A 25,603-nucleotide genomic window follows, 5' to 3' on the forward strand; every position below is an offset into this window, starting at 1 on the left:
CAATGCGGCGGGGCAGTACTACGTCGAGTACACGCTCGGCGCGGGCCCGAAGACGACGACCGGCCTCGCCCGCGTCGACATCGCCGCGCAGGGCGCCAGCGAGGCGCCGCCGATCGCCGTCACCGACAAGGCGTACGTGCGACCCGGCGAGCCGACCTCGGTCGCCGTGCTCGACAACGACGTCTCGCCCTCCGGGCGCGTGCTCGCCGTGCGCTCGGTCGCGGTCGGCGCGGGGGCTCAGGACCTCAACGTCGAAGTGCTCGACAACGCGGTCGTGAAGATCACCGCCCCCGCCGTGCTCACCCAGCAGGTGCAGCTGACCTACGTCGTCTCCGACGGCGTGGCCCAGGCGACGGCCGGGATCACGGTGGTCCCCGTCCCGCCGCTGGTGCAGCACCAGCCCCCGGTCGCCGTGGACGACCAGGTGCCGGTCCGCGCGGGTGACGTCGCGACGGTGCCCGTCATGGACAACGACTACTCGCCGGACAACGCGCCGTTCACGCTGGATGCGCAGCTCCGGGACGCGGCGGGCGCCGGCCAGGGCGCGACCGCGTTCGTGAGCGGCGAGACCGTCCGGTACCAGGCGCCGACCACGCCCGGCCAGTACAACGTCGTCTATGGCATCACCGACAAGTACGGACAGAAGGCGCAGGCGACCCTCACATTCGTGGTCCAGGCGCCTGACAAGGGCTCCGACCGTGCGCCGCAGCCGGCGCCGCTGACCGTGCGCGCCTTCGCCGGCTCCTCGGTGCCGGTCGACGTTCCGCTCGACGGCATCGACCCGGACGGCGACTCGGTGACGCTCTCGGGCCTCGCCACGCAGCCGACGCTGGGGCGCATCTCCGACTCCACCAGCCGGTCCTTCACCTACGAGGCGTATCCGGACTCGGCGGGCACCGACACGTTCACGTACCAGGTCAAGGACACGTACGGGAAGACGGCCACCGGCACGGTCTCGATCGCGGTCATCCCGCGGCCGGACCAGGTGCGGCCGCCGATCGCCGTCAACGACCCCGTGCAGGTCAAGCCGGGACGCACGATCGCGGTGCCGGTGCTCGACAACGATTCGGACCCCAACGGATACGCCATCGCGCTGCAGAAGAAGCTGCTCCAGGTGGACGACGGGCTCAAGGCTTCTGTCCACGGCAAGATCGTGCTGGTCACCGCCCCCAAGGAAGAGGGCTCCTTCGTCGTCCGCTACCAGATCACGAACGGCCAGGGCGGCGTCGCCAGCGCCTTCATCCAGGTCACGGTCACTCCGAACGCCAAGGACGTCCCGCCGACGGCGATCGACCATGTGCTCGAGGCCGACGAGGTCGCGAACAAGACCAGCGTGAAGGTGAACGTCCTCGACGGCGCGACCAACCCGTCCGGGCTCGTCGACGCCTTGAAGGTGGATGTGACCGGCCCGAACGCCTCGGCGGCGACCGTCGGCGACGACGGCACGCTCACCGTGAAGCCGGGGGAGCAGCGGCTCGCGATCGCCTACACGCTCACCGACCCGGTCACCGACCTCAAGGGCACCGCGTTCGTCGTCGTGCCGCCGAAGGGCGACGCGACCGCGCCGCCGCGCCTCCGCGACGGGCTGCCGCAGCAGATCGTTCAGGCCGATGGATCCAAGAGCTGGAAGCTGTCCGACATCGTCACCGTGCCCTCCGGCCGCGGCTACAAGCTCACCGGCCCCTCGGGCGTCAGCGCGACGAACAGCGCGGGCGGGTCGTCGTACGGCGACGAGCAGACGCTGACCTTCACGGCGGCGAAGGGGTACCGCGGGCCAGCCGCCATCACCTTCAAGGTGAACGACGGCCGGGAGGCGGGGACGAGCGCCGACCGCGTGACGACGCTCGTGCTGCCCATCACCGTGGGGAGCCCGACCAGTCCGACGTGGCACCGACGTTCACCTCGCCCAGCGAGAAGATCGAGCCAGGGGAGGCTCCCCTCTCGGTCGACCTGCGGGCGTCGAGCTTCCACCCGAACCCCGCCATCCTCAGCAAACTGACGTACTCCGGAGGGACGTCTCCGAACCCGAAGATCCAGTCGTCGCTCAGCGGGTCTACGCTGACCCTCTCGGCGCCGCTCGGCACGCAGGCGGGAGAGACCGCGTCCATCCCGGTGACGATCAGCTCGGGCACGCACACCATCCAGGGCACGGTGAACGTCCAGGTCGTGAGCTCCAGCCGGCCGGTCGCGACGCAGAAGAACCCGCCGCAGACCGAGGAGGTCAAGCGCGGGCAGACGGCCACGCTGAACGGCGCCGCGGGGGACGACCAGTGGGTGAACCCGTTCCCGGGTCAGGCGTTGACCATCACCGACGCGAAGGCGCAGAGCGCGCCGTCGGGCGTCACGGTCACGCACACGGGGTCGTCGATCAGCGTCAGCGCGTCCTCGGGGGCGGCGATCGGCGCGGTCAACGTCGTCTACCACGTCGAGGATGCGACGAAGGATCCGAAGCGCACGGCGGCGGCCATCGGGCAGCTGCGCGTGACGATCTACGACGTTCCGGCGAAGCCGAGCGCGCCGTCGAATCCGCGGGCAGGCGACGGCACGGTCACGGTGTCGATCAAGGCGTCGGCCGACAACGGGAAGCCGATCACGAACTACCAGGTCACGGACGGCACGCACACGGTGACGACGCAGTCGGTCGGCGACGTGACGATCGGCGGACTGACGAACGGCAGGTCCTACTCTTTCACGGTCCGTGCGCAGAACGCGGACGGATGGAGCGAGCAGTCGGCGGCGAGCCCGGCGGTCACGCCGTACGGCAACCCGACCGCGGTCAGCGGCGCGCGGATCAGCAGCAGTGGGAACGCGCCGAGCGACCTGACGCTGAGCTGGAACGCGCTCTCCGACCCGGACGGCACCGGCGGCGGCAGGGCGACGTATCACTGGCGCCTCAACGGCGGGAGCTGGAACGACACCACGTCGACCTCCGCGAAGGTCAACAACAAGGGCGCAGGGAAGTACTCCTTCGAGATCTACGCGTCGAACCCGGGCGGCAAGAACGGTCCGCGCGCGACCTCCAACACCGTCCAGGTGAACGATCCGCCGCCGCCGTCGCCCTCGGTGGACCTGTCGAAGGGCGACCTCAAGCCCGGATATACCCACAGCTACACGTACGACGTGACTATCCACAATTTCAAGGCGAACTCGTCGTTCAGCATGCAGGTGCACTGCAATGGAAGCACGCTGTCCACCCGGACGGTCAACACCGACGGCAGCGGGTACGGGCACTATCACGGCAACCCCAACAGCAGCATCGAGCCGTGGTGCGGGTACCCCGGCGCGTACGTGGTGGTCGGCGGCGTCCAGAGCAGTGTCCAGGACTGGTCCAAGTAGGGAGATAAGACACGTGGCAGTCACACAGGAGCAGGCGGATTGGTTCGCCGGGGCGTTCGGGCAACTCGTCGCCAACGTCGACAAGGCGATTCTCGGCAAGGAGCACAGCATCCGCCTGGTGATCACGGCGATGCTCTCCGGCGGCCATGTGCTGCTCGAGGACGTGCCCGGCACCGGCAAGACGGTCCTGGCGAAGGCGCTCGCCAACACGGTCGAGGGCACGCAGTCCCGCATCCAGTTCACGCCCGACCTCCTGCCGTCCGATGTCACCGGCGTGACCATCTACGACCAGTCGACCGGTCGTTTCGAGTTCCACGCGGGGCCGATCTTCGCGACCGTCGTGCTCGCCGACGAGATCAACCGCGCCAGCCCGAAGACACAGTCCGCGCTGCTCGAGGTGATGGAAGAGGGGGTGGTGACGGTCGACGGCGTCGGGCATCCCGTCGGGTCGCCGTTCATCGTCATCGCCACGCAGAACCCGGTGGAGCAGGCGGGGACGTACTCGCTGCCCGAGGCTCAGCTCGACCGCTTCCTCATCAAGACATCGCTCGGGTACCCGGATCACGCGACCACCGTCGACCTGCTGCTCGACTCGTCCAACCGGGCGCGCGCGTCCGCGGTGCGGCCGATCATCGCCCCCGACGCGGTGTCGACGCTGGCGCAGCTCGCGTCCGAGGTGCACACCGACGCCAGCGTGATGGGGTACCTCAGCGAGATCGTCACGGCGACGCGCGACGACAAGGACTCGGCCCTCGGCGTCAGCATCCGCGGCGCGCTGGCGCTCGCCCGGGCGGCGAAGACCTGGGCGATCGCCGCCGGACGCACCTATGTGACGCCCGACGACATCCGCGACCTCGCCCTGCCGGTGCTCGCCCACCGCGTGATCGTCGACCCCGAGTCGGAGTTCGCCGGGGTGACCGCCGCAGACGTGGTGGAGCGGGCGGTCGCGTCCGCGACGCCGCCTGCGTACCGGGCGGCCTGAGGCCCCTCGCTCAGCGACCAGACTCCCAACAGGAATCCCTATGACGACCGACAGTCCCGCCCGCGCTCGGCGCCGCCGCGCGTCCGCGACCGATCAGGCGCGCATCGCCGCGTCCCAGGTCGGCGCGACGCTCGGCCATGCGGCCGGCCGGATCGGGGGTGGGCGGCGCCGTTCGGGCGTGCGATCGGCGCGCGCGTCCGTCCCGTCGTCGTTGTCGTGAGCACGCTCGGCTGGATCGTGCTGGCGTCGGCCGTCGTCTCGATCGTGCTCGCGGTGTGGCTCGGCTGGGCGGAGTTCGTCTTCATCGCGGCGACGCTTCTCGCGGCGCTCGTGATCGCGACGGCCTTCGTCTTCGGGCGATCGACGTACGGGGTGGGGATCGAGCTCAACCCGAGGCGCGTCGTCGCCGGTGACCGCGCGCTCGGCCGGCTGACCGTCGCCAACAGCGGAGCGCGGCCGGTGCTGCCCACCCGGATGGAGCTACCCGTCGGCGAGGGTCAGGCCGATTTCACCATCCCGCGTCTGGCGCCCGGCGCCGAGACGGAGGAGCTGTTCGCCGTCCCGACCGCGCGGCGCGCGCTCATCCTCGCCGGCCCAGCGATCTCGGTGCGCGGCGACCAGCTCGGGCTGCTGCGCCGCACGAACCAGTGGACGGATCTGATCGAGCTGTTCGTGCACCCCAAGACCGTCCGTCTCGCCGCTACGGCGCGGGGGTTGGTCCGCGACCTCGAGGGACAGACCACGAAGGTCATCACGGACAGTGACCTGGCGTTCCACGCGCTGCGCACGTACGAGCCCGGCGACGACATCCGGAACGTGCACTGGCGGACGTCGGCGCGCACCGGGCAGCTCATGGTCCGGCAGTATCAGGAGACGCGGCGATCGCAGCTGCTGCTCGCGTTCGACGCCGAGCGGTCGCACTTCGCCTCCGACGAGGAGTTCGAGCTCGGCGTCTCCGTGATGACGTCCATCGGCTGCCAGGTGATCCGCGAGGAGACGGAGATCGACGCGGTCTGGCAGGGCGGCCCGATGCGGGTGGCGACGCCGACGGCGCTGCTCGACGACTCCTGCCGTATCCAGCCGGTGGAGGCGGCGCACCCGAGCACCCGGGAGTTCCTGCGCCAGGCCACCCTGCGGCTGGCGGCGCCGAGTCTCGCCGTGACCGTCGCAGGTTCGCAGATCGACCCCGCCGAGTTGCGCGGCGCCGCCGCCCTGTGGGGCGCCGACACCGAGACGATCGTCATCCGCGTCGACGAGGCGGGGGAGCCGCGGCTCGCCCGGCTCGGCCGCTCGATGCTGATCACCGTGTCGAAACTGCCGGAGCTGCCGGCCCTGCTGAAGCGGGCAGGCCGATGACCGCCGCCACCGGGACCGGGCGACGCACGTCCGCGGGCGGCGGGCCGACGGGCCGAGCCGCGACGGCACCGCTGCTCGACCGGCTGTCGACGACGACGTGGATCGACGTCGCCGTGCTCACGCTGCTGAGCCTCGTCGCGGTGATCGGCTTCGAGCCCGCGTTCGGCCACTACGCCTTCGTGCCGGCGGCCGTGGGCGGCATCGTCGTCGGCGGGGGAGTCGCCCTGCTCGGCCGCCTGTTCCGGCTGTCGTGGCCCCTGACAGTCGTCATCGCGCTGGCCGCCTACTTCCTGCTCGGGACGCCGCTCGCGCTGCCCGGCCTCGCGCTCTACGGGGTGCTCCCGTCGCTCGACAGCCTCTCCGGCCTGGTGCTGGGAGCGGTCTTCGGGTGGTCGGACGCCGTCACTCTGCAGGCGCCGCTGGAGGCGCCGCCGTACGTAGCCGTCGTGCCGTACGTCGCGGGGTGGCTCGTCTCGCTGGTGTCCGTGACGCTCGCCGTCCGCTGGTTGCCGCGCGTGCGCCGGGCCTCCGCCGGCCGCGCGGCCGTGCTCCTGATCGGGCCGGCGCTGCTGCTCCTCGCGGCGATCCTCCTCGGGACGCGCGACCCGTTCTTCGCCGGCATCCGCGGCGTCGTCTTCGCCGCTGTCGCGCTGGTCTGGCTGTCCTGGCGCCGCGCGCGATTCGCGCGGGAGCGGGTGGAGACCGACTCGGCCGTGCGCCGTAGCCGGCTGCTCGGCGGCGCCGCGGTCGTCCTCGGGGCTGTGCTGGTCGGCGCGCTGACTGGATCAGTGCTCGCCCCGCCGTCGGCGTCCCGATTCGTCGTGCGCGACGAGATCACGCCGCCGTTCGACCCGCTCGACTATCCGAGCCCGCTCGCCGGCTTCCGCAAGTACACCAAGGACCTCCAGAAGACGAAGCTCTTCGCCGTGACGGGCCTCAAGCAGGGTCAGGTCATCCGGCTCGCCACGATGGACAGCTACGACGGTGTCGTCTGGTCGGTCGCGTCCCCGGGGAGCGATGCGGACGCCTCGGGCGCCTTCGAGCTGCTGGGCAGCACCATCCCGAAGCCGCCGCTGTTCACGGCGGGCGCGTCGTCCACCGCGTCCATCGACGTGCTCGGCTACTCGGACGTGTGGCTGCCGACCCTCGGGTACACGAACCGCCTCACCTTCGACGAGCACACCGGCCAGGATCCGGCGGCCACCGTCCGCGTCAACACCGCGACCGGCACGGCGGCCGTCACCAGCGGCGTGCATGACGGCCTGACCTACACCGTCGGCGCGACCGCGCAGAAGGTGCCGAACGACCGCGCTCTCGCCAAGGTCCCTCCGGCGAAGCTCACTCTGCCGCCGGTCACCAACGTGCCCGACGTCGTCTCCGCGAAGGCGGAGGAGTACGCGGGCTCGGCCGACACGGCCATCCAGAAGCTGCGGAACATCGAGCGCTCGCTCAAATCGCTCGGCTACCTCAGCCACGGCCGGGCGTCCGACCCCGTGCCGTCGCGCGCCGGCCAGGGCGCGGACCGTATGACCGATCTGCTGTCAAAGGCGCCGATGGTCGGAGACCAGGAGCAGTACGCGAGCGCGTTCGCCCTGATGGCCCGGCGGCTCGGCTACCCGACCCGCGTGGTGATGGGCTTCGCCCCGAAGGTGACGGGCAGCACCACCATCGTCACCGGCGATGACGTGACCGCCTGGGACGAGGTGGCGTTCGACGGCGTCGGCTGGGTGCCGTTCTTCCCGACGCCGACCAAGACCGACGCGCCGAAGAACCAGACCACCAAGCCGAAGCTCGAACCGCAGCCGCAGGTGCGACAGCCTCCGCCCGCCGATCCGCGCGCCGAAGACCTGCTGACACCGGTGAAGACCAAGGACAACGACCCGAAGGACAAGGCGAAGCCCTTCCAGCTGCCGGTCTGGGCGTGGGTGGTCCTCGGCGTGATCGGCATCCCGCTGCTGGCGTACTTCGTGCCCCTCCTCATCGTGACGGCCCTCAAGCGGCGACGACGGCGCCGGCGCGAGACGACGGGTCCTCCCGATCGACGCGCCGCCGGCGCCTGGGACGAGCTGACGGACGGCTACGCCGAGCTCGGGCTGACCCTGCCGGAGAAGGCGACCCGCATCCAGACGGCGGACGCGCTGGAGGAGCAGTCGCGCGTCCAGAGCCTGCCCGTCCCCGACGGCGGCCTGCGCGACCTGGCCCGCCACGTCGACGCCGCCGTCTTCGACGGGTCCGTCCTGACGGAGGAACGGGTCGACCGGGCGTGGAGCACGGCCGACGACGCGCTCGCGCAGGCGACGAAGGCCGCCGGTCCGCTGCGCGGCCGCCTGGCGGCCTTCCGCTACCGGCGCCCGCGCCGCGCCTGAGCCCCCTCGTATAGTGGGCGCATGGACGACAGCGGGTTCATCGTGCCTCCGCCCGGTCTCATCCCGTCGCGGCCCGATCCCGCACCGTCACCGGACGCCCCGCGCATCCCGGACCGCCGCCCCGGCCCGCCGCCGCCGGCCGACCGTGAGCCTGCGCCCGGCCGTCCCCTGCCCGCGTTCACCCCGCCGCCGGGCCCCGGCGGCCCGGTCGTGCCCGCGCGTCCCGTCTGGCGGCTGCACCTGCCCGGCGACCGCAGCCTCCCGGTGACGCGCCCGGTCCTCCTCGGCCGCAACCCGTCCGCCGCCGCCGCGCCGGCCGGTGCGGTCGACGCCGAGCTCATCGCGCTCGACGACCCCGCGTCCACGGTCTCGAAGACCCACGCCGCACTGCTCCCGGACGGCGATGCGCTCACCGTGATCGATCTGCATTCGACGAACGGCGTCACGCTCGCGGGCGTCCGCATCCCGGCAGGGGAGCCCGTCCCCGTGACCCCCGGCAGCGAACTCCTGCTCGGCGACCTCCGCGTCCGCGCCGAACGCTCCTGAGCCGGACCGCGCGCGCTCGGGTGATAGCCTGTCACTCGTGTACGCGGGTCTTCTCCTCCTTAGCCGCCGCGGCGAGTCCTAGACATCAGGCCACTCTCGCCGCGGAGTCCGTCGACGGCTGATCCGTTCACACGCTAAGGAGTTCGCAGAACATGAGCACCATCGAACCCACCTCCCGGCCGCTCACGCTGGCCGAGAAGGTCTGGAACGACCACCTGGTCAGCAAAGGCGAGGACGGCTCGCCCGACCTCATCTACATCGACCTGCACCTCGTCCACGAGGTCACCAGCCCGCAGGCCTTCGACGGCCTGCGCATGGCCGGGCGCCCGGTCCGCCGTCCCGATCTGACGATCGCGACCGAAGACCACAACACGCCCACCATCGGCATCGACAAGCCGATCGCCGACCTCACCAGCCGCACCCAGATCGAGACCTTGCGCCGCAACGCCGAGGAGTTCGGCATCCGCCTGCACTCGCTCGGCGACGTCGAGCAGGGCATCGTCCACGTGGTCGGCCCGCAGCTCGGCCTCACCATGCCGGGCATCACGGTCGTCTGCGGCGACTCGCACACCTCGACGCACGGCGCGTTCGGCGCGATGGCGTTCGGCATCGGCACCAGCGAGGTGGAGCACGTGCTCGCCACGCAGACGCTGCCGCTGAAGCCGTTCAAGACCATGGCGATCACCGTCGAGGGCGAACTGCGGCCCGGCGTGACCGCGAAGGACATCATCCTGGCCGTCATCGCCAAGATCGGCACCGGAGGCGGCCAGGGCTACGTGCTCGAATACCGCGGCAGCGCCATCCGTTCGCTCTCGATGGAGGGCCGGATGACGATCTGCAACATGTCGATCGAGGCCGGCGCCCGCGCGGGCATGGTCGCGCCCGACGAGACGACCTTCGCCTACCTGAAGGGCCGTCCGCACGCGCCGGAAGGCGCCGACTGGGACGAGGCGGTCGCGTACTGGAAGACCCTCCAGACCGACGACGCCGCCGTCTTCGACGCCGAGGTGTACCTCGACGCGGACGAGATCGAGCCTTTCGTCACCTGGGGCACGAACCCGGGGCAGGGCGTCTCGCTCAGCCAGAGCGTGCCGGATCCGTCGGTCATCGCGGATGCGAACCAGCGGGCCGCTGCCGAGCGCGCGCTGGAGTACATGGACCTCGAGCCCGGTACGCCGATGAAGAGCATCCCGGTGGACGCCGTGTTCATGGGCTCGTGCACCAACAGCCGCATCGAAGACCTCCGCGCGTTCGCGTCCATCATCAAGGGCCGCAAGAAGGCCGACAACGTCCGCGTGATGGTCGTGCCCGGCTCCGCCCGCGTGCGCATCGAGGCCGAGGCCGAGGGGATCGACAAGATCGTCGAGGAGTTCGGCGCGGAGTGGCGGTTCGCCGGCTGCTCCATGTGCCTCGGCATGAACCCGGACCAGCTGGCGCCGGGGGAGCGCTGCGCCTCCACCTCCAACCGCAACTTCGAGGGCCGCCAGGGCAAGGGCGGCCGCACGCACCTGGTCTCGCCGCTGGTGGCCGCCGCGACCGCGATCCGCGGCACGCTCTCTAGCCCCTGGGACCTGGAGAACGAAGGCGGCGACACGCCGGAGGATGGCGGCACGGATACCCGCGTCGGAGAGAAGGTGGGCGCCTGATGGAGAAGTTCGAGACCGTCACCGGAACGGCCGTCCCGTTCCGGCGCAGCAACGTCGACACCGACCAGATCATCCCGGCGGTGTTCCTCAAGCGCGTCACCAAGACCGGCTTCGACGACGCCCTCTTCCACGCGTGGCGCCAGGACCCGGACTTCATCCTCAACCGCCCGGAGTACGCGGGCGCCACGGTGCTCGTCGCCGGCCCGGACTTCGGCACGGGTTCGTCACGCGAACATGCCGTCTGGGCGCTTCGCGACTACGGGTTCCGGGTGGTCCTCAGCCCCCGGTTCGCCGACATCTTCCGCGGCAACTCGGGCAAGCAGGGCCTGCTCACGGGCGTGATCTCCGAGGAGGACGCCGAGCGGCTGTGGGAGGCCATCGAAGCTCAGCCGGGAATAGCCGCGACCGTGGATCTGGTTGCCAAGACTGCGACCGTCGGGGAAGTCCAGGTGTCTTTCGACATCGACGACTACACTCGCTGGCGTTTGCTCGAAGGGTTGGACGACATCGCCCTGACCCTGCGCGACGAAGCGCTCATCTCCGAATACGAATCGGGCCGCGCGAGCTGGCGGCCCACGACCCTCCCGGTGAAACTTTGAACTCACTTCTTCAGGACGCCCAGGCAGCTGGAGCGCGCGTCGGCCTCAAGGGCGACCGCATCACGATCAACGGCGGCATCCCCTGCGGGGCCGCATCGAGGTCCGCGGCGCCAAGAACTTCGTCACGAAGGCGATGGTCGCCGCGATCCTCGGTGAAGGCCCGAGCGTTCTGCGGAACGTTCCCGACATCTCCGACGTCCGCGTGGTCCGCGGGCTGCTCGAGGTGCACGGCGTCAAGGTGACCGACGGCGCCGAGGAGGGCGAGCTCCTGCTCGACCCGAGCGCGGTCGAGTCGGCGCACATGGCCGACATCGACGCGCACGCCGGCTCCAGCCGCATCCCGATCCTGTTCTGCGGGCCGCTGCTGCACAAGCTGGGCGAGGCGTTCATCCCCGACCTCGGCGGCTGCCGCATCGGCGACCGTCCGATCGACTACCACCTGGAGATGCTGCGCAAGTTCGGCGCCATCGTCGACAAGCTGCCGAGCGGCATCCGGATGACGGCCCCGAACGGCCTCAAGGGCGCCAAGCTCGAGCTGCCGTACCCGAGCGTCGGCGCGACCGAGCAGGTGCTCCTCACCGCCGTCCGCGCGGAGGGCATCACCGAGCTCAAGGGCGCGGCGATCGAGCCCGAGATCATGGATCTCATCAACGTCCTGCAGAAGATGGGCGCGATCATCTCGGTCGACACCGACCGCGTGATCCGCATCGAGGGCGTCGACCGCCTCGAGGGCTACAGCCACACCGCGCTGTTCGACCGCAATGAGGCCGCCAGCTGGGCCGCCGCGGCGCTCGCGACCGGCGGCGACATCTACGTCGGCGGCGCACGCCAGCCCGAGATGCTGACCTTCCTCAACGTCTTTCGCAAGGTCGGCGGCGCGTTCGAGATCAACGACGACGGCATCCGCTTCTTCCACCCCGGTGGCCCGCTGAAGCCGGTGGTGATCGAGACCGACGTGCACCCCGGCTTCATGACCGACTGGCAGCAGCCGCTCGTCGTGGCGCTCGCCAAGGCCGAGGGCGTGTCGATCGTCCACGAGACCGTGTACGAGCAGCGCTTCGGCTTCGTGGATGCGCTCAACGACATGGGCGCGAAGATCCAGGTGCACAAGGAGTGCCTGGGCGGCCACCCGTGCCGCTTCGGCCAGCGCAACTTCAACCACTCCGCGGTCATCATGGGCCCGGTGCAGCTGACCGGCGCCGACATCGAGGTCCCGGACCTCCGCGGCGGCTTCAGCCACCTCATCGCGGCGCTGACCGCCGAGGGCCGCTCGACCGTGAGCAACGTCGGCATCATCAGCCGCGGCTACGAGAACTTCATCACCAAGCTGGAGCTCCTGGGCGCCGACTTCACGATGGAAGGCTGATCCTCCCGTCCGCGGCCCGGCATGCGCTTCGCGCCATGCCGGGTCGCGGATAATGGGATGGTGCCTGAAACCGTGACGCCTCCGAAGAAGCAGCGCTCCGAGAAGAGCCGCCCCTCCATCTTCTGGGTCCTTGCAGGGCTCATCATCCCGATCGGGAGCCTGCTCGCGCGGTTCCGGATCGTGGACGGCGACAAGCTGCCCCGCACCGGTGCGTTCATCCTGGCGCCGAACCACTACAGCGAGATCGATCCGGTGATGATCGGCATGGTCTCGTGGAAGCTGGGTCGTCTCCCGCGGTTCCTCGCGAAGGAGAGCCTGTTCCGCGTCCCCGTGTTCGGCTGGTTCCTTCGCAAGTCCGGCCAGGTGCCGGTCTCGCGAGGCGGAAGCGCCCGCGGCTCAGCGCCCCTCGAAGCGGCGCAGCGGATCGCGGCCGAGGGCCAGATCGTCATCATCTACCCCGAGGGCTCGCTCACGCGCGACCCCGACATGTGGCCGATGCGCGGCAAGACCGGAGCCGCCCGCATGGCGCTCGAGAACGACCTGCCGGTCATCCCGATCGCGCACTGGGGCACCCAGCAGGTCATGGCGCGCTACGCGAAGAAGATCAGCTGGTTCCCGCGCAAGACGATCGACGTCAAGGTGGGGGACCCCGTCGACCTCTCGGCGTTCCGCGGCCGCCCCCTCGACAACTCGACCCTGACCGAGGCCACCGCGGTGATCATGGATGCGATCACCGCCCTCCTCGAAGACCTGCGCGGCGAGAAGGCGCCGGCCGAGCGCTGGGATCCGACCAAGCACGACCAGAAGGAGACGGGCCGCTTCGATGGCTAGAGCAGTGAAGCCTCCCGTCGCCCGTCCCCGCCGCATCGCCGTCCTCGGCGCCGGCAGCTGGGGCACCACGTTCGCGAAGATCCTCGCCGACGGCGGCTCCGACGTCGTGCTGTGGGCGCGGCGCCCGGAGATCGCCCGCGAGATCAACGAGGTGAAGCGCAACAGCGACTACCTGGAGGGCATCAACCTCCCGCGCAACCTCCGCGCCACCGCACGTCTCGGCGAGGCGATGCGCGATGCCGAGCAGGTGTTCGTCTCGATCCCCAGCCAGACCCTCCGCTCCAACCTGGAGGCGATGATCCCGTTCCTCGGGCCCGAGACCGTGGTCGTGAGCCTGATGAAGGGCGTAGAGAAGGGCACCGGCCTGCGGATGAGCGAGGTGATCGCCCAGGGCCTGCCGATCGAGCCGGAGCGCATCGCCGTCGCGTCCGGCCCCAACCTCGCACTCGAGATCGCCCGTGAGCAGCCCACCGCCGCGGTGGTCTCGTCCGCGAGCCTCGAGACCGCGCAGGCGGTCGCCATCTCGGCGACCAACCGCTACTTCCGCAGCTTCGTCAACACCGACGTGATCGGCACGGAGTTCGGCGGCGTGCTCAAGAACCTGATCGCCGTCGCCATCGGCATCGTCGACGGCGTCGGGTACGGCGAGAACACCAAGGCCTCGATCATCACGCGCGGGCTGGTCGAGATGACCGACTTCGCGGTGGCGTACGGCGCACAGCCCGAGACTCTTTCCGGCCTCGCCGGACTGGGCGACCTGATCGCGACCTGCGAATCGCCGCTCAGTCGCAACAACACCGCCGGCCGGCTGCTCGGCCAAGGCTACGGCTTCCACGACGTCGTGAAGCAGATGAACCAGACCGCGGAGGGGTTGGCGTCTGTCGCGCCCATCCTGAGCCTGGCCGAAGCACGCGGCGTGGACATGCCGATCGTCCGTCAGGTGAGCCAGGTGCTCGCCGGTACGCTCGATCCGAAGGACATCGCGCCGCATCTCACGACGGATTCGGACGAGCCGCAAGGCGAAAGGACATTGGATGACGGACAAGGTCGCAGTCGCGCTTCTCTTTGGGGGTCGCTCAAGCGAGCATTCGATCAGCTGCGCGACGGCGGCGGGCGTTCTTGAGGCGATCGACCGCGACCGCTACGACGTCATCCCGGTCGGGATCACCCACGAAGGCGCCTTCACCCTGCAACCGGACGACGCCGCGCGCTTCGCGCTGAACGCCGAGAAGCTGCCAGAGGTCGACGACAACGGCACCCGCATCCTGTGGCCCGACAGCGTCGCCACGAAGGAGCTCACGGTCGTCGAGGCGGACGGCACCCGCCGCTCGCTCGGCGACGTCGACATCGTCTTCCCGATCCTCCACGGCCCGTGGGGCGAGGACGGCACCCTGCAGGGCCTGCTCGAACTGGTCGGCCTGCCGTACGTCGGCAGCGGCGTGCTGGCGAGCGCGCTCGGGATGGACAAGCACTTCACCAAGACCGTGCTGCAGCAGGCGGGCATCCCGGTCGCGCCGTGGCGCACCGTGACGGCGTTCGAGTGGAGCTCCGATGCCGACGCCGTCCGCGACGACGTCCGGTCGCTCGGGCTCCCCGCATTCGTCAAGCCGGCACGCGCCGGCTCCAGCGTCGGTGTCACCAAGGTGACCGAGTGGTCCGGCCTCGATGAGGCCATGACGATCGCCCTCGCCGAGGACGACCACGTGCTGATCGAGTCGATGGTCGCCGGCCGCGAGGTCGAGATCGCGGTGCTCGGCGGCCGCCCCGGAGAGCAGGCGCGCGCGTCGGTCGCGGGCGAGATCGTCCTGAGCGGGCGCGACTTCTACGACTTCGCCGCCAAGTACCTGGATGCGCCCGGGATCGACCTGGTCTGCCCGGCCGACCTGACGGACGCGCAGCTGGCCGAGATGCGCGAGCTCGGCGTCCGCGCGTTCGACGCGATCGGTGCGGAGGGGCTGTCCCGGGTGGACTTCTTCCTCACCGCCGACGGTTTCGTCGTCAACGAGATCAACACGATGCCGGGGTTCACCCCGATCTCGATGTTCCCGCGCTGCTGGCAGGAGAGCGGGCTCAGCTACCCGGCGCTGATCGACGAGCTCATCCAGGTCGCCCTGGCCCGCGCCGCCGCCTGAGCCCGGCGGGGTGGCCGGCGGCTACGGCGCCGGCGTCTCCGTCGGGTCCGTGTCGAGCGTCGACAGGCACTTCTGCGTCTGCGGGACGGTCTGCACGGCGCTCGCGAACTCAGGCAGCACCGACGAGTCCGACACGCCCGCGACGTGGTCGATGATGATCTCGGTCGCAGGCGTCCGCCCGAACGTCTGGTAGACGATCGTCTTGGCCGCCGGGTCGGTCATGAGCACCCAGTCCACGCCGTTCACGTTGACACACGGCTTGGTCGTCGCGCCGATCGGCGGCACCCCGCAGCGCAGGATGACCGCGGCCGGGTCGCCCCAGGCGCCGGTGGCCTGCGCGTCCGTCTCCCGCTTCGCCTTGTCGGCGACGGTGTCGGGCAGCCGGACGCTGATCTCGGCGCATCCCGGGGCGTTGCTGTCGGACGCGGGGTCGAGCGAGACGGTGGGCGCGCATCCCGCGAGGAGCAGCGCGGCACCGGCGAGCAGGAGGGCCGGGAGGGCACGGCGACGAGAGGACATCGGTTTCAGGCTACCGTTTCAGATCATGGGAAACTCTGGGAGCGACGCGGCCGGCCTCACCCTCGGGGAGGCCTCGGAGCGGGAGGCGCTTCGGCGCATCTTCCCGCGGCTCCCGGAGTCCCGGGCGACGCTGGTCGGGCCGGGTGACGATGCCGCCGTGCTCGCCGCCCCCGACGGCCGGTTCGTCGTGACGACGGACATGATGGTGCACGGCCCGGACTTCCGCCTCGCCTGGTCGGGCCCCGTCGACCTCGGCTGGAAGGCCGCCGCCACGAACCTGTCCGATGTCGCAGCGATGGGGGCGGTGCCGACCGCGCTTGTGGTGGCGATCGCCGCGCCTCCCGAAACAGAGGTCGCGTGGCTGGAGGGGTCGCCGACGGTTTCCGGATGGCGTGCGCCGAGCTGGCTCCCGGCTGCGGCGTCGTCGGCGGCGACCTCTCTGTCTCGGCGACGCTGACGTTCGCCGTCACCGCGTTCGGCGATCTGGAGGGCCGCCCGCCCGTCCTGCGGAGCGGCGCCCGCGCCGGGGATGTCGTCGCCGTGTCCGGCAGGCTGGGGAGGCCGCGACCGGCCTTCGCCTGCTGTTCGCCGAAGCTGTGGATGCCGCCGGCGAGCCGGACGCGGAGCGTTTCGCCGCCGTCGCGGCTGCGCATCCCGAGACGATCGGCGCGCAGCTGCGGCCGCGTCCCCCCATCGCCGACGGACCGCTCGCGGCGGAGGCCGGCGCCACCGCGATGCTCGACCTCAGCGACGGCCTCGCCCTCGACGCCCGGCGCGTGGCGGAGGCGAGCGGCGTCGCCATCGACCTGGACACCTCCGCGCTCGGCCCCGACCCGCGGACGGCGCTCACCGGCGGCGAGGACCACGGCCTGTTCGCCGCGTTCCCGCCCGAGGTCCCGCTCCCCGGCGGCTTCCGTCGTGTCGGCGTGGTCCGCGCGGGCGAGGGCCTGCTGGTCGACGACCGCCCCTTCGACGAGCGCGGCGGCTGGGACCCCTACCTCGAGTGGGACGGCGGCCGCGGCTAGCACGCCGCGGGCTACGCGGCGGGCGTGAGCCAGAAGATCGCGGTCTCTCCGTAGTCCTTGCGGCGTTCGAGGGTCAGGGTTGGCGGAAGCGTCGGCTGGGGGCCGCGTGCGCTCCGCTCGACGCAGACGACGGCGTCGTCGGAGAGCAGCGGGGCGAGCGCCGTCAGGACCTCCAGCAGCTCGTGGTCCGGCACGTCGTAGGGCGGGTCGATGAACACGACGTCGAACGGGCCGGAGGCTCCCGCCAGGTAGGACGAGACCGCCGAGGCCCGCACGTCGATGGTCGGCAGCGGATGCGGCGCGTGCCGGGACGCCGAGCGGGCAGCCGTGGCGACGGCAGCGGCATTGCGACGGCAGACCTGCGCCGCGGCCGCGTTCTTCTCCACCAGCACCGCCGACGCCGCCCCGCGGCTCACCGCCTCCAGCGCAAGCGCCCCCGAGCCGGCGTACAGGTCGAGCACGCGGGCCCCGTGGACGGCGTCGCGTGCGTCCAGGGCCGAGAAGATCGCCTCGCGGACCCGGTCGCTGGTGGGGCGCGTCCCGCTCTTCGGGACCTGCAGGGTGAGCGATCCGGCGAAGCCGGCGACGATTCGGGTCATAGCCCCACGAGCCTAGCGTCGGCGCAGGACGAGCGGCCAGAATGTGTGAATGGAGGAACGCCTGGAGCAGGCAGAGCTCGACGCCCTGTGGCTCCCCGGTGACCCGATCGCCTCCGCTGAACGGCTGGCTGCTGCCGCCGCCGAACCGGCACGATCGGAGGTCGTCCGGGCCGAGCTGCAGACCCAGCGTGCGCGTGCGCTCGGCCTGCAGGGCCGCATCGAGGAGGCCGAGGCGCTGCTCGACTCCCTGGAGCCTGCGAACGGCGTGCTGGAGGTGCGGGTGCTGCTGGAGCGCGGTCGGGTCCGGCTCGCCGCCGATAGGCCCGACGAGGCCGTCCCGCTGCTGGAGCAGGCGCTGCGCGCGGCGCGGCGGGATGCGGACGTCGCCCTGGCCGTCGAGACCGCCCTCGCGCTGGCCGAGGCCGACCGGCCGCACACCGAGCAGTGGATCGAGGAAGGGCTCGCCGATCTGGCGGGCACGGGGGACCCGCGCGTGCTGCGGTGGGGCGTCGTGCTCCACGACCTGCGCGGCTGGGCGCGCCTCGACAGCGGCGATGCGGAGGCGGCGCTCGTCTCCTTCGAGGACGCGGCGGAGTACGCCGACCGCTACGGCACCCCCGATCAGCGGTTCGCCGCGCACTGGGCGAGGGGCCGCGCCCTGCGGGAGCTCGGCCGGCTCGACGAGGCCCTGGCGCTGCAGACGCGACTTCACGACGAGCGGCCGGGGGAGAAGGCGGTCGAGGACGAGCTCGCGCTCCTCCGCGCGGTCGTCGCGCGACGCGACGCGGAGACCGCGGGCGAGGCGTCGGACGCGGCGCATACGATCGAGTCATGACCTCCGCTTCCGCCCCGGTCGGCCCCGGGTCCGCCGACACGGGCGCGCTCGGCCTCGACGCGCGCCTGACCGGCGTGCTCGGCGGCCGGACGGCCTCGGCGTTCGAGAAGGCGTTCGGGATGCGCACGATCGCCGACCTGCTCAGCCACTATCCGCGCCGCTATGCGAAGCGCGGCGAGCTGACGGCTCTCGCGAACCTCCCTCTGGACGAGAACGTGACGATCATCGCCGAGGTCCTGCGCGTGCAGGAGCGGCCGATGCGGGCGCGCCGCGGCAGCATCCTCGAGGTGAAGATCTCGGACGGCGAGGGCATCCTCACCCTGACGTTCTTCAACCAGGCGTGGCGCTCGCGCGAGCTCATGCCGGGTGTGCGCGGCATCTTCGCCGGCAAGGTGTCCGCGTACCGCGGAGCGCTGCAGCTGGCGCATCCCGACTACGAGCTGTTCGAGCCGGACGCCGAGAACGCCGTGAGCCCGGGCAGCGCGGCGGCGAAGGACTGGGCGATGACGCCCATCCCGATCTATCCGGCGACGGGCACGGTGGCGAGCTGGCAGGTGCAGAAGGCGGTCGGGCTCGCTCTCGACGCGTTGGGCGACGTCCCCGACCCCGTCCCGGACGCCGTGGTCGTCGAGCGCGGCCTTGTGCCGTTCCGGGAGGCGCTGGAAGGCATCCACCGGCCGCAGAAGGACTCCCAGTGGCAGCGGGCGCGCGATTCGCTGCGATTCCAGGAGGCGTTCGTGCTGCAGGCGGCCCTGCTGCAGCAGCGGGCGGCGACGCGCGAGGCCGCGGCCACGCCGCGCGTCGCGGTACCGGGCGGACTGCTGGAGCGGTTCGACGCCGCGCTGCCGTTCGCACTGACCGGCGATCAGGATGTGGTCGGCGGCGAGATCGAACGCGACCTCGCCGGCACCGCGGCCATGCACCGCCTGGTGCAGGGCGAGGTCGGCTCCGGAAAGACGCTCGTGGCGCTGCGGGCGATGCTCGCGGTCGCGGACTCCGGCGGCCAGTCCGCCCTCCTCGCTCCCACCGAGGTCCTGGCCGCCCAGCACCTGCGGTCGATCGCCGCGATGCTCGGCCCCGACCTCTCGGCACAGCTGATGCCGACCCTCCTCACCGGGCAGCTGTCGGCGGCCGAGCGCAAGCGCGCGCTTCTCCGGACGGTCTCTGGGCAGGCGCGCATCGTCGTCGGTACGCACGCGCTGCTGGGGGACGCCGTCACGTTCTTCGACCTCGGTCTCGTCGTCGTCGACGAGCAGCACCGCTTCGGCGTCGAGCAGCGGGAGGCGCTGCGGGCCAAGGGCGGGACGCCGCCGCACGTCCTCGTCCTGACCGCGACGCCCATCCCGCGCACGGTCGCGATGACGGTGTTCGGCGACCTCGACGTGTCGACCATCGCGCAGCTCCCCGCCGGCCGACAGGGGATCGAGAGCTTCGTCGTCCCCCTCGCCGACCGCCCGGGGTGGGAGCGGCGCATCTGGGAGCGCGCATCCGAGGAGATCGCCAAGGGCCGCCAGGTCTTCGTCGTCTGCCCGGCCATCTCGGGCAAGGACGCGGAGGACGACGGGGAGGACCCGGAACCGGCGGAGGAGACGGCCGACGGCGCCCCACCGCGTCCCATCGCGAACGTCGAGTCCGTCGCCGCGCAGGTCCGCGCCGACCCGCTCTTCCGCGACGCCCGCATCGGCGTCCTCCACGGGCGCCTGCCGTCCGACGAGAAGGACGAGGTGATGCGCTCCTTCGCCGCCGGCGACATTGACCTGCTGATCGCGACCACCGTCATCGAGGTCGGCGTCAACGTCCCGAACGCGTCGGCGATGGTGGTGCTGGATGCGGACCGCTTCGGTGTCTCGCAGCTCCACCAGCTGCGCGGCCGGGTCGGCCGAGGCGACATCCCCGGCCTGTGTCTGCTGGTCACGGCCGCCGAGCAGGGCAGCCTGGCGCGCGAGCGGGTGGACGCGGTCGCCGCGACCCTGGACGGCTTCGAGCTGGCCAACGTCGACCTCGAGCTGCGCCGCGAGGGCAACGTGCTCGGCAGCCGCCAGTCGGGCGGCCGATCGTCGCTGCGGCTGCTGCGTGTGGTCTCCGACGGCGAGCTCATCGCCGAGGCCCGGGTCGCGGCCGAGGAGACGCTGGAGGGGGACCCGGCGCTCGCGCAGCATCCCGCCCTCGCTGCCGCACTCGTCCGGCGGCTGGACGAGAGCGAGCGCGCCTTCCTCGGCAAGTCGTAGGCCCGCTGGCCCGCCACCCGGACGAAACCCGTTGGTAACGGATTCACAACGAAATGCCGGTTTCCGCGGGATAGTCTGAAGGTCTATGAACAGGATCGCCGTTGTCCCTGGATCGTTCGACCCGGTCACCCTCGGGCACCTCGACGTGATCGAACGTGCCGCCCGGATCTGGGACGAAGTCCACGTCGTGGTGGTCCACAACCCCGACAAGACCGCGCTGCTGCCCATCGCGCAGCGGGTCGCCCTCATCGAGAAGTCGATCGAGGACGCCGGGATCGTCGGCAACATCGTCATCGCCTCCTGGTCCGTCGGCCTGCTGGTCGACTACTGCACCGACGTCGGCGCGCACGTGCTGGTGAAGGGCATCCGGTCCCAGGTGGATGTGACCTACGAGACGCCGATGGCGATCGTCAACCGCCACCTCGCGGACGTGGAGACCGTGTTCCTGCTGCCCAACCCGGCGAACGCGCACGTGTCGAGCTCGCTGGTGCGCCAGGTGTCCGCCCTCGGCGGTGACGTCAGCCCCTACGTGCCGCCGGCCGTGCACGAGTACCTCCAGGAGACGTGAGCCCAGCCATGAACAGTTACGCGACGCGCCAGCCCACCGAGTCGTCCGTCGCGCCCGAGGAAGAAACGGGCACGGCCCCGGGCATGGGCCTGGACGAGCTGCGTCGCGCCGCCGAGCAGATCACCGCCAATGTGGAGTCGGTGATCGACGGCAAGCACGAGGCGGTGCAGACCGCGCTGGTCGTCCTGCTGGCCGAGGGGCACCTGCTGATCGAGGACGTGCCGGGCGTCGGCAAGACCATGCTCGCGAAGTCGCTGGCGAAGTCGGTCGACTGCAGCGTCAGCCGCATCCAGTTCACCCCCGACCTGCTGCCCAGCGACGTGACCGGTGTCTCGGTCTACAACCAGGCGGAGCGGCGGTTCGAGTTCAAGCCGGGCGCCATCTTCGCCAACATCGTCATCGGCGACGAGATCAACCGCGCGAGCCCCAAGACGCAGTCGGCGTTGCTGGAGTGCATGGAGGAGCGCCAGGTCACCGTCGACGGCTCCACGTATCCGCTCGCCGCGCCGTTCATCGTCGTCGCGACGCAGAACCCGGTCGAGATGGAGGGCACGTACGCCCTGCCCGAGGCGCAGCGCGACCGCTTCATGGCCCGCATCGCGATGGGGTACCCCGACGAGGGCTCGGAGCTCGCCATGCTCACCACGCGCGACACGTCGAGCCCGCTCTCGCGCATCCGGCCCGTCGTCACCTCGGACGAGCTGCGGGCGATGATGGTCACCGCGCGCAGTGTGTTCGCCTCCACGCCGGTCAAGCAGTACGCGGTGGATCTGGTGCGCGCGACCCGCGAGGACCGCGACCTCCGCCTCGGCGCGAGCCCGCGCGCGACGCTGCAGCTCATCCGCGCCGCCAAGGCGATGGCCGCGCTGGCTGGCCGCGACTTCGTTCTCCCGGACGACGTGGACGCGCTGGCCGTGCCGGTGCTCGGCCACCGCCTCCTGCCTACCAGCCGCGCCCTCGGGCACCACCACGAGAGCGCGCCCGTGATCGCGGACATCGTGCGCCGGATCGTGGCCTCCACGCCCGTGCCCGTCGGTTCCGGCTCGCCTGCGCCGGTGCGGGGAACCGGGCGCTAGCGTGCCGGGCCGTGGTCGCGCCTCGTCGCCGCTGAAGCGGCCGCGCCCGACCGCGCGCGGGTGGACCCTCGGCGCCGTGGGCGTGGTCGCCCTCATCGCCTCCGCTTTGTTCGGCCGCACCGATGTATTGTTCGTGGGCGTCTTCCTCACCGTGCTGCCGCTGGCGGCCATGATCTCGGTGACCGTCGACCGCCCCCGGCTGACCGTGACCCGCAGCTTCCATCCCGACGTCGTCGCGGTGGGGGAGCAGACGACCATCGTGACCACCGCCCGCAACCAGTCCCCGCGACCCAGCCCGGCGGCGCGTTGGCGCGAGACGGCGCCGGCCGTCGTGGGCGTGCAGGCCTCGGCGCCGTTCCCGCGTCTCGGCGCCCACCAGCCGGAGGCCGTCCGCGGGCGCGACACAGTCGTGCTGCGACAGGATGTGGTGCCGGAGCGCCGGGGAGCCCACGCCGTCGGCCCGCTCATCGTCAGCCGGACCGATCCCTTCGGCGTCGCCTACGCCGAGTACGCGATCGGCCAGCCGCGGCAGTTGCTGGTCACCCCGCGGGTCGTGCCGCTGTCCCGCGGCGAACTGGATGTGGCCCACAGCGAGGGCACCGAGCACGAGCTCCTGCGCCACAGCATCCCGAGCGCGGATGAGCTGATCGCGCGGGAGTACCGGCCCGGCGATCCGCTGCGTCGCGTGCACTGGCGCGCGACCGCTCGCCACGACCAGCTGATGGTGCGGCAGGAGGAGCAGCGCAGCAACCCGGAGTCGTGGCTGCTGATGGACACGCGCGCCGTTGCCGCGGGGCCGGCCGGCGCGGCCGACTCCGCCGAGTTCGAGACGCTGGTCGACCTCGTGGCGTCGATCGGCGTCCACCTGCTGGACGAGGGCTTCGTCGTCAGCGTCGTCGAGACGGGGGAGCGGCAGCTCTCCGGCCGCAGCGGCGCCGGCCGCACCGGCACGCTGGGGTCGACCACCGCCACGTACGACACCGGCAGCGCCGACCGGATGCTGCTCGCCGACCTCGCCGCCGTCGAGGCGACGCCTGTCGAGCGGGACGACGCCGTCTCCGAGCTCGGCGCCGGGCTGCGCAAGGCGGGGCGCGCCGTCCCGGTCTTCGCCGTGCTCGCCGGAGCACCCGGGGAGCTCGGCGCATTGGCGTCGCTGCGGTCGATGGGCGACCCTGCCGTCGCCTTCGTCGCCGAATCCGTGGAGTCGGACGTCGTGGACGTGCTCGGCGACGCCGGCTGGCTGTGCGTGACCTTCCGCGCCGGGGACGACCCGGCGGAGTGCTGGCTGCGCGCGATGCACCGGCAGCGGGCGAGGGTGGTGTCCGGTGGCGACTGAATCCCTCGCGCTCGCGGTCCCGCGTGTCGGCGCCCGCCGCCGCGTCGGCTACTGGCGCCTCACCGGCGCGATGATCCTCCAAGTGCTGGCGTTGAGCTACGCCCTGGTCGGACTCATCCAGGGCTTCGGGTGGTGGTTCGCGCTGGTCGGGACCGCCGCCCTGGTGCTCGTCACCGGCGCCGGCCTCAGGAGCTTGGGCGTGCCCCGAGGCGTCGTCCCGGTGCTCCTGCTGGCCGAGTCGGCGGCGATCATGACCGCGGCGTTCGGGCGCGGGACCGGGCTGCTCGGCCTCATCCCGACGCCGGCGACGGTCGCCGGCTGGGGACAGTACCTGCAGCAGGCGATGCTCTCGATCTACCAGCAGGGCACGCCGGCGGAGGCGCTGCCCGAGTTCCTGTTCCTCGTCGTCGGGGGCGGCTGCCTGCTCGCGCTGATGCTCGACACCCTCGCGGTCGCCGTCCGCACGCCCGCGTTCACGGCACTGGCGGTCGGAGCCGTGCTCGTGGTGCCGGGAGCGCTGCTCGGCGACGGGCTCGATCCCTTCGCCCTCGCAGCTTCCGCCGCGGCGTACCTGTGGCTGCTGCGCAGCGACGTCCGCACCCGCCGGTCGGCGACGCCCCGCCCGGGTGCCGCCCTCTCTGTCGGCGCGTCCGCAATCGCCGTCGCCGTCGTGCTCGCCGGCACGGCTCCCGGCTTCGAACAGGGCGGAGCGACCTCGTTCACCGCGGGCGGCATCTCCATCGGCGGGACGGTGACCCCGCTGGTCGACCTCGGAAAGGACCTGCGTCGCCCGGCCGCCGTGCGGGCCCTGACCTACACGACCAGCGCCGCGAACGGCCAATACCTCAAGCTCGCCTCGCTCGACCAGTTCACCGGCTCGGTGTGGAAGCACCGCGAGCGCGACACGAACCGCCTCACCGACGGCGCCACGATCGGCCCGGTCGCGGGGCTCTCGAAAACGGTCAAGACCACCAAGATCAGCACGACCATCGAGATCGATCAGATGACCAGCCGCTGGCTGCCGGCGCCGGCTCCCGTGCAGTCGGTGAAGGGACTGAACGGCACCTGGTCGTGGGACCCGGACGACCTCACCATCGGCGGCATCAACTCCACCACGCAGGGCCAGAAGTACACGGCGACGAGCCTCGTGCTGCAGCCGACGGCCGATCAGCTCAAGGCGGCGGGCGGGATCGTCCCGCAGGAGGCCCAGCGCGACCTGTTCCTGCCGCCGCGCATGCCTCCGATCATCGAGCAGACGGCGCTCGAGGCCACGAAGGACGCGGTCACCGAGTACGACAAGGCCGTCGCCCTGCAGGACTACTTCCGCGACAACGGCTTCGTGTACTCCACGCAGACACCGCTGAAGCAGGGCTTCGACGGCGACGGCGCCCGGGTCATCGCCCGCTTCCTCGAGGTGAAGAGCGGATACTGCGTCCACTACGCCTCGGCGATGGCGCTGATGGCGCGCACGCTGGGCATCCCGTCGCGTGTGGCAGAGGGCTACCTGCCGGGCGCCACCAGCGGCGGCACGGCCACCAACCCCGGTCAGTACACCGTCACCAGCGACGACCTGCACGCGTGGCCGGAGCTGTACTTCGCCGGGGTGGGCTGGGTCCCGTTCGAGCCCACCGTCGGCCGTGGCTCGGTCCCCGACTACACGCGGCCGCAGACGGATCCGGCCGCGCCGGCGCCGACGTCGACGTCCACATCCGGCGCGGCTCCGAAGGCGCTCGTGCCCACCGACCCGGCGAACCAGACCGGCTCCGCCTCCTTCACCGCCCAGTCGAGCGCCCAACCGCTCGCGACCGGCATCGGCGTGGGCATCCTCGTCATCGCCGTGCTGCTCATCCCCGCCGTCTGGCGGCGACTCCGACGGCGCAGACGCCTGCGTGAGCTGAACGACGAGTGGGGCGGCGCCACCCTCGTCTGGGACGAGCTGCGCGACACCGTCCGCGATCTGGGCTGGAGCGCGCCGCCGACCGAGACGCCGCGCGTCTTCGCCGGCCGGATCGCCGTCGCGGTCGCCGGCACGCCGGGGGAGGACGCGGTGAAGCGTCTGCTCGCGGAGCTCGAGCGAGATGCGTACGGACCGCCGACACGCCGTTGGGCCGGCGGGCTCGCCGACGACCTCACGGCGGTCGTCTCGGCGTTGGAGGCGCAGGCGGGCGCCGCGCTCCGCACCAAGGCGCTGCTGATTCCTGTGTCTCTGCTGCCAGCGGGCTGGCCTTCCGCCGCCAGGCCCCGGAGCGCCGCGTAA

General features: G+C 71.7%; 19 protein-coding genes and 3 pseudogenes. 20 read left to right on the plus strand and 2 right to left on the minus strand.

Translation table 11 applies throughout. The annotated features are described in order from the left end of the window. Positions 1-118: 118 nt before the first annotated feature. The 13 genes and pseudogenes from ACRAWB_RS04305 to ACRAWB_RS04365 form a co-directional block, all read left to right on the plus strand. A pseudogene (locus tag ACRAWB_RS04305) lies at positions 119-1,999 on the plus strand (Ig-like domain-containing protein); the annotation flags it as partial. Then, positions 1,885-3,336 (plus strand): fibronectin type III domain-containing protein, encoded by a 1,452-nt coding sequence (locus ACRAWB_RS04310; protein WP_431352214.1) that lies wholly within the window; start codon positions 1,885-1,887, stop codon positions 3,334-3,336. The pseudogene ACRAWB_RS04305 and the gene ACRAWB_RS04310, both read left to right, overlap by 115 nt. 13 nt (positions 3,337-3,349) lie before the next feature. Continuing rightward, positions 3,350-4,318, plus strand: a complete 969-nt coding sequence (locus ACRAWB_RS04315) for an AAA family ATPase (protein ID WP_431352215.1) — start codon at positions 3,350-3,352, stop codon at positions 4,316-4,318. A gap of 40 nt (positions 4,319-4,358) precedes the next feature. Continuing rightward, a complete protein-coding gene (locus tag ACRAWB_RS04320; protein WP_431352216.1) occupies positions 4,359-4,538 on the plus strand; it encodes a hypothetical protein in 180 nt (59 codons plus the stop codon). Next, positions 4,535-5,674, plus strand: a complete 1,140-nt coding sequence (locus tag ACRAWB_RS04325) for a DUF58 domain-containing protein (RefSeq protein WP_431352217.1) — start codon at positions 4,535-4,537, stop codon at positions 5,672-5,674. The genes ACRAWB_RS04320 and ACRAWB_RS04325 overlap by 4 nt, the downstream gene beginning before the upstream one ends. Further along, positions 5,671-8,040 carry a transglutaminaseTgpA domain-containing protein gene (locus ACRAWB_RS04330; RefSeq protein WP_431352218.1) on the plus strand — a complete coding sequence of 790 codons (2,370 nt, stop codon included), beginning with the start codon at positions 5,671-5,673 and terminating at the stop codon, positions 8,038-8,040. Before ACRAWB_RS04325 ends, ACRAWB_RS04330 begins: the two co-directional genes overlap by 4 nt. A gap of 21 nt (positions 8,041-8,061) precedes the next feature. Then, complete coding sequence (locus ACRAWB_RS04335) at positions 8,062-8,586, plus strand: FHA domain-containing protein (protein ID WP_431352219.1); 525 nt, start codon at positions 8,062-8,064, stop codon at positions 8,584-8,586. 152 nt (positions 8,587-8,738) lie between these two features. Continuing rightward, positions 8,739-10,232: a 3-isopropylmalate dehydratase large subunit gene (gene leuC / locus ACRAWB_RS04340; RefSeq protein ID WP_431352220.1), complete on the plus strand. Its 1,494-nt coding sequence runs from the start codon at positions 8,739-8,741 to the stop codon at positions 10,230-10,232. Next, entirely contained in the window at positions 10,232-10,831 is a 600-nt protein-coding gene (gene leuD, locus ACRAWB_RS04345; RefSeq protein WP_064108718.1) for a 3-isopropylmalate dehydratase small subunit, read from the plus strand. The genes leuC and leuD overlap by 1 nt, the downstream gene beginning before the upstream one ends. Then, positions 10,828-12,197 (plus strand): annotated as a pseudogene (murA, locus tag ACRAWB_RS04350) (UDP-N-acetylglucosamine 1-carboxyvinyltransferase). Before leuD ends, murA begins: the two are co-directional and overlap by 4 nt. A 57-nt stretch (positions 12,198-12,254) precedes the next feature. Further along, positions 12,255-13,028 carry a lysophospholipid acyltransferase family protein gene (locus ACRAWB_RS04355; protein ID WP_431352221.1) on the plus strand — a complete coding sequence of 258 codons (774 nt, stop codon included), beginning with the start codon at positions 12,255-12,257 and terminating at the stop codon, positions 13,026-13,028. Continuing rightward, positions 13,021-14,151 carry an NAD(P)H-dependent glycerol-3-phosphate dehydrogenase gene (locus ACRAWB_RS04360; RefSeq protein WP_431352222.1) on the plus strand — a complete coding sequence of 377 codons (1,131 nt, stop codon included), beginning with the start codon at positions 13,021-13,023 and terminating at the stop codon, positions 14,149-14,151. The genes ACRAWB_RS04355 and ACRAWB_RS04360 overlap by 8 nt, the downstream gene beginning before the upstream one ends. Further along, the gene (locus tag ACRAWB_RS04365; protein ID WP_431352223.1) at positions 14,063-15,160 is read left to right on the plus strand and encodes a D-alanine--D-alanine ligase family protein; all 1,098 of its coding nucleotides are present in this window, start codon (positions 14,063-14,065) and stop codon (positions 15,158-15,160) included. Before ACRAWB_RS04360 ends, ACRAWB_RS04365 begins: the two co-directional genes overlap by 89 nt. Positions 15,161-15,181: 21 nt before the next feature. On the opposite strand, the gene ACRAWB_RS04370 is transcribed toward ACRAWB_RS04365, so the two are convergent. Continuing rightward, positions 15,182-15,679: a DUF3515 family protein gene (locus tag ACRAWB_RS04370; RefSeq protein WP_431352224.1), complete on the minus strand. Its 498-nt coding sequence runs from the start codon at positions 15,677-15,679 to the stop codon at positions 15,182-15,184. A 25-nt stretch (positions 15,680-15,704) separates the two neighbouring features. Here ACRAWB_RS04370 and thiL point away from each other — a divergent pair. Beyond that, positions 15,705-16,704 (plus strand): annotated as a pseudogene (thiL, locus tag ACRAWB_RS04375) (thiamine-phosphate kinase). Positions 16,705-16,715: 11 nt separating this feature from the next. On the opposite strand, the gene rsmD reads toward thiL, so the two are convergent. Continuing rightward, on the minus strand, positions 16,716-17,303 hold the full coding sequence (rsmD, locus tag ACRAWB_RS04380; protein WP_431352225.1) for a 16S rRNA (guanine(966)-N(2))-methyltransferase RsmD: 588 nt from the start codon (positions 17,301-17,303) through the stop codon (positions 16,716-16,718). Between the two features lie 49 nt (positions 17,304-17,352). On the opposite strand from rsmD, the gene ACRAWB_RS04385 reads away from it, so the two are divergent. The 6 genes from ACRAWB_RS04385 (at position 17,353) to ACRAWB_RS04410 (ending at position 25,603) form a co-directional block, all read left to right on the plus strand. Continuing rightward, complete coding sequence (locus tag ACRAWB_RS04385; protein ID WP_431352226.1) at positions 17,353-18,138, plus strand: hypothetical protein; 786 nt, start codon at positions 17,353-17,355, stop codon at positions 18,136-18,138. Then, complete coding sequence (locus ACRAWB_RS04390) at positions 18,135-20,366, plus strand: ATP-dependent DNA helicase RecG (protein WP_431352227.1); 2,232 nt, start codon at positions 18,135-18,137, stop codon at positions 20,364-20,366. The genes ACRAWB_RS04385 and ACRAWB_RS04390 overlap by 4 nt, the downstream gene beginning before the upstream one ends. Positions 20,367-20,451: 85 nt before the next feature. Beyond that, positions 20,452-20,934, plus strand: a complete 483-nt coding sequence (gene coaD / locus ACRAWB_RS04395) for a pantetheine-phosphate adenylyltransferase (RefSeq protein ID WP_064108726.1) — start codon at positions 20,452-20,454, stop codon at positions 20,932-20,934. A gap of 8 nt (positions 20,935-20,942) precedes the next feature. Continuing rightward, positions 20,943-22,010 carry an AAA family ATPase gene (locus ACRAWB_RS04400; RefSeq protein WP_431352228.1) on the plus strand — a complete coding sequence of 356 codons (1,068 nt, stop codon included), beginning with the start codon at positions 20,943-20,945 and terminating at the stop codon, positions 22,008-22,010. Positions 22,011-22,086: 76 nt separating this feature from the next. Continuing rightward, the gene (locus ACRAWB_RS04405; protein ID WP_431352229.1) at positions 22,087-23,346 is read left to right on the plus strand and encodes a DUF58 domain-containing protein; all 1,260 of its coding nucleotides are present in this window, start codon (positions 22,087-22,089) and stop codon (positions 23,344-23,346) included. Beyond that, positions 23,336-25,603 (plus strand): transglutaminaseTgpA domain-containing protein, encoded by a 2,268-nt coding sequence (locus ACRAWB_RS04410; RefSeq protein WP_431352230.1) that lies wholly within the window; start codon positions 23,336-23,338, stop codon positions 25,601-25,603. Before ACRAWB_RS04405 ends, ACRAWB_RS04410 begins: the two co-directional genes overlap by 11 nt.

Source organism: Leifsonia poae (genome assembly GCF_050632865.1).
Lineage (GTDB): Bacteria > Actinomycetota > Actinomycetes > Actinomycetales > Microbacteriaceae > Leifsonia > Leifsonia poae_B.

What these genes read in the sequence shown, in the direction of transcription:
- ACRAWB_RS04355 (WP_431352221.1), top strand. Translation starts at nt 12,255, where the DNA reads ATGGTGCCTGAAACCGTGACGCCTCCGAAGAAGCAGCGCTCCGAGAAG.
- ACRAWB_RS04390 (WP_431352227.1), top strand. Translation starts at nt 18,135, where the DNA reads ATGACCTCCGCTTCCGCCCCGGTCGGCCCCGGGTCCGCCGACACGGGC.
- leuC (WP_431352220.1), top strand. Translation starts at nt 8,739, where the DNA reads ATGAGCACCATCGAACCCACCTCCCGGCCGCTCACGCTGGCCGAGAAG.
- ACRAWB_RS04370 (WP_431352224.1), bottom strand. Translation starts at nt 15,679, where the DNA reads ATGTCCTCTCGTCGCCGTGCCCTCCCGGCCCTCCTGCTCGCCGGTGCC.
- ACRAWB_RS04400 (WP_431352228.1), top strand. Translation starts at nt 20,943, where the DNA reads ATGAACAGTTACGCGACGCGCCAGCCCACCGAGTCGTCCGTCGCGCCC.
- coaD (WP_064108726.1), top strand. Translation starts at nt 20,452, where the DNA reads ATGAACAGGATCGCCGTTGTCCCTGGATCGTTCGACCCGGTCACCCTC.
- ACRAWB_RS04320 (WP_431352216.1), top strand. Translation starts at nt 4,359, where the DNA reads ATGACGACCGACAGTCCCGCCCGCGCTCGGCGCCGCCGCGCGTCCGCG.
- rsmD (WP_431352225.1), bottom strand. Translation starts at nt 17,303, where the DNA reads ATGACCCGAATCGTCGCCGGCTTCGCCGGATCGCTCACCCTGCAGGTC.
- ACRAWB_RS04330 (WP_431352218.1), top strand. Translation starts at nt 5,671, where the DNA reads ATGACCGCCGCCACCGGGACCGGGCGACGCACGTCCGCGGGCGGCGGG.
- ACRAWB_RS04335 (WP_431352219.1), top strand. Translation starts at nt 8,062, where the DNA reads ATGGACGACAGCGGGTTCATCGTGCCTCCGCCCGGTCTCATCCCGTCG.
- ACRAWB_RS04365 (WP_431352223.1), top strand. Translation starts at nt 14,063, where the DNA reads ATGACGGACAAGGTCGCAGTCGCGCTTCTCTTTGGGGGTCGCTCAAGC.
- leuD (WP_064108718.1), top strand. Translation starts at nt 10,232, where the DNA reads ATGGAGAAGTTCGAGACCGTCACCGGAACGGCCGTCCCGTTCCGGCGC.
- ACRAWB_RS04385 (WP_431352226.1), top strand. Translation starts at nt 17,353, where the DNA reads ATGGAGGAACGCCTGGAGCAGGCAGAGCTCGACGCCCTGTGGCTCCCC.
- ACRAWB_RS04360 (WP_431352222.1), top strand. Translation starts at nt 13,021, where the DNA reads ATGGCTAGAGCAGTGAAGCCTCCCGTCGCCCGTCCCCGCCGCATCGCC.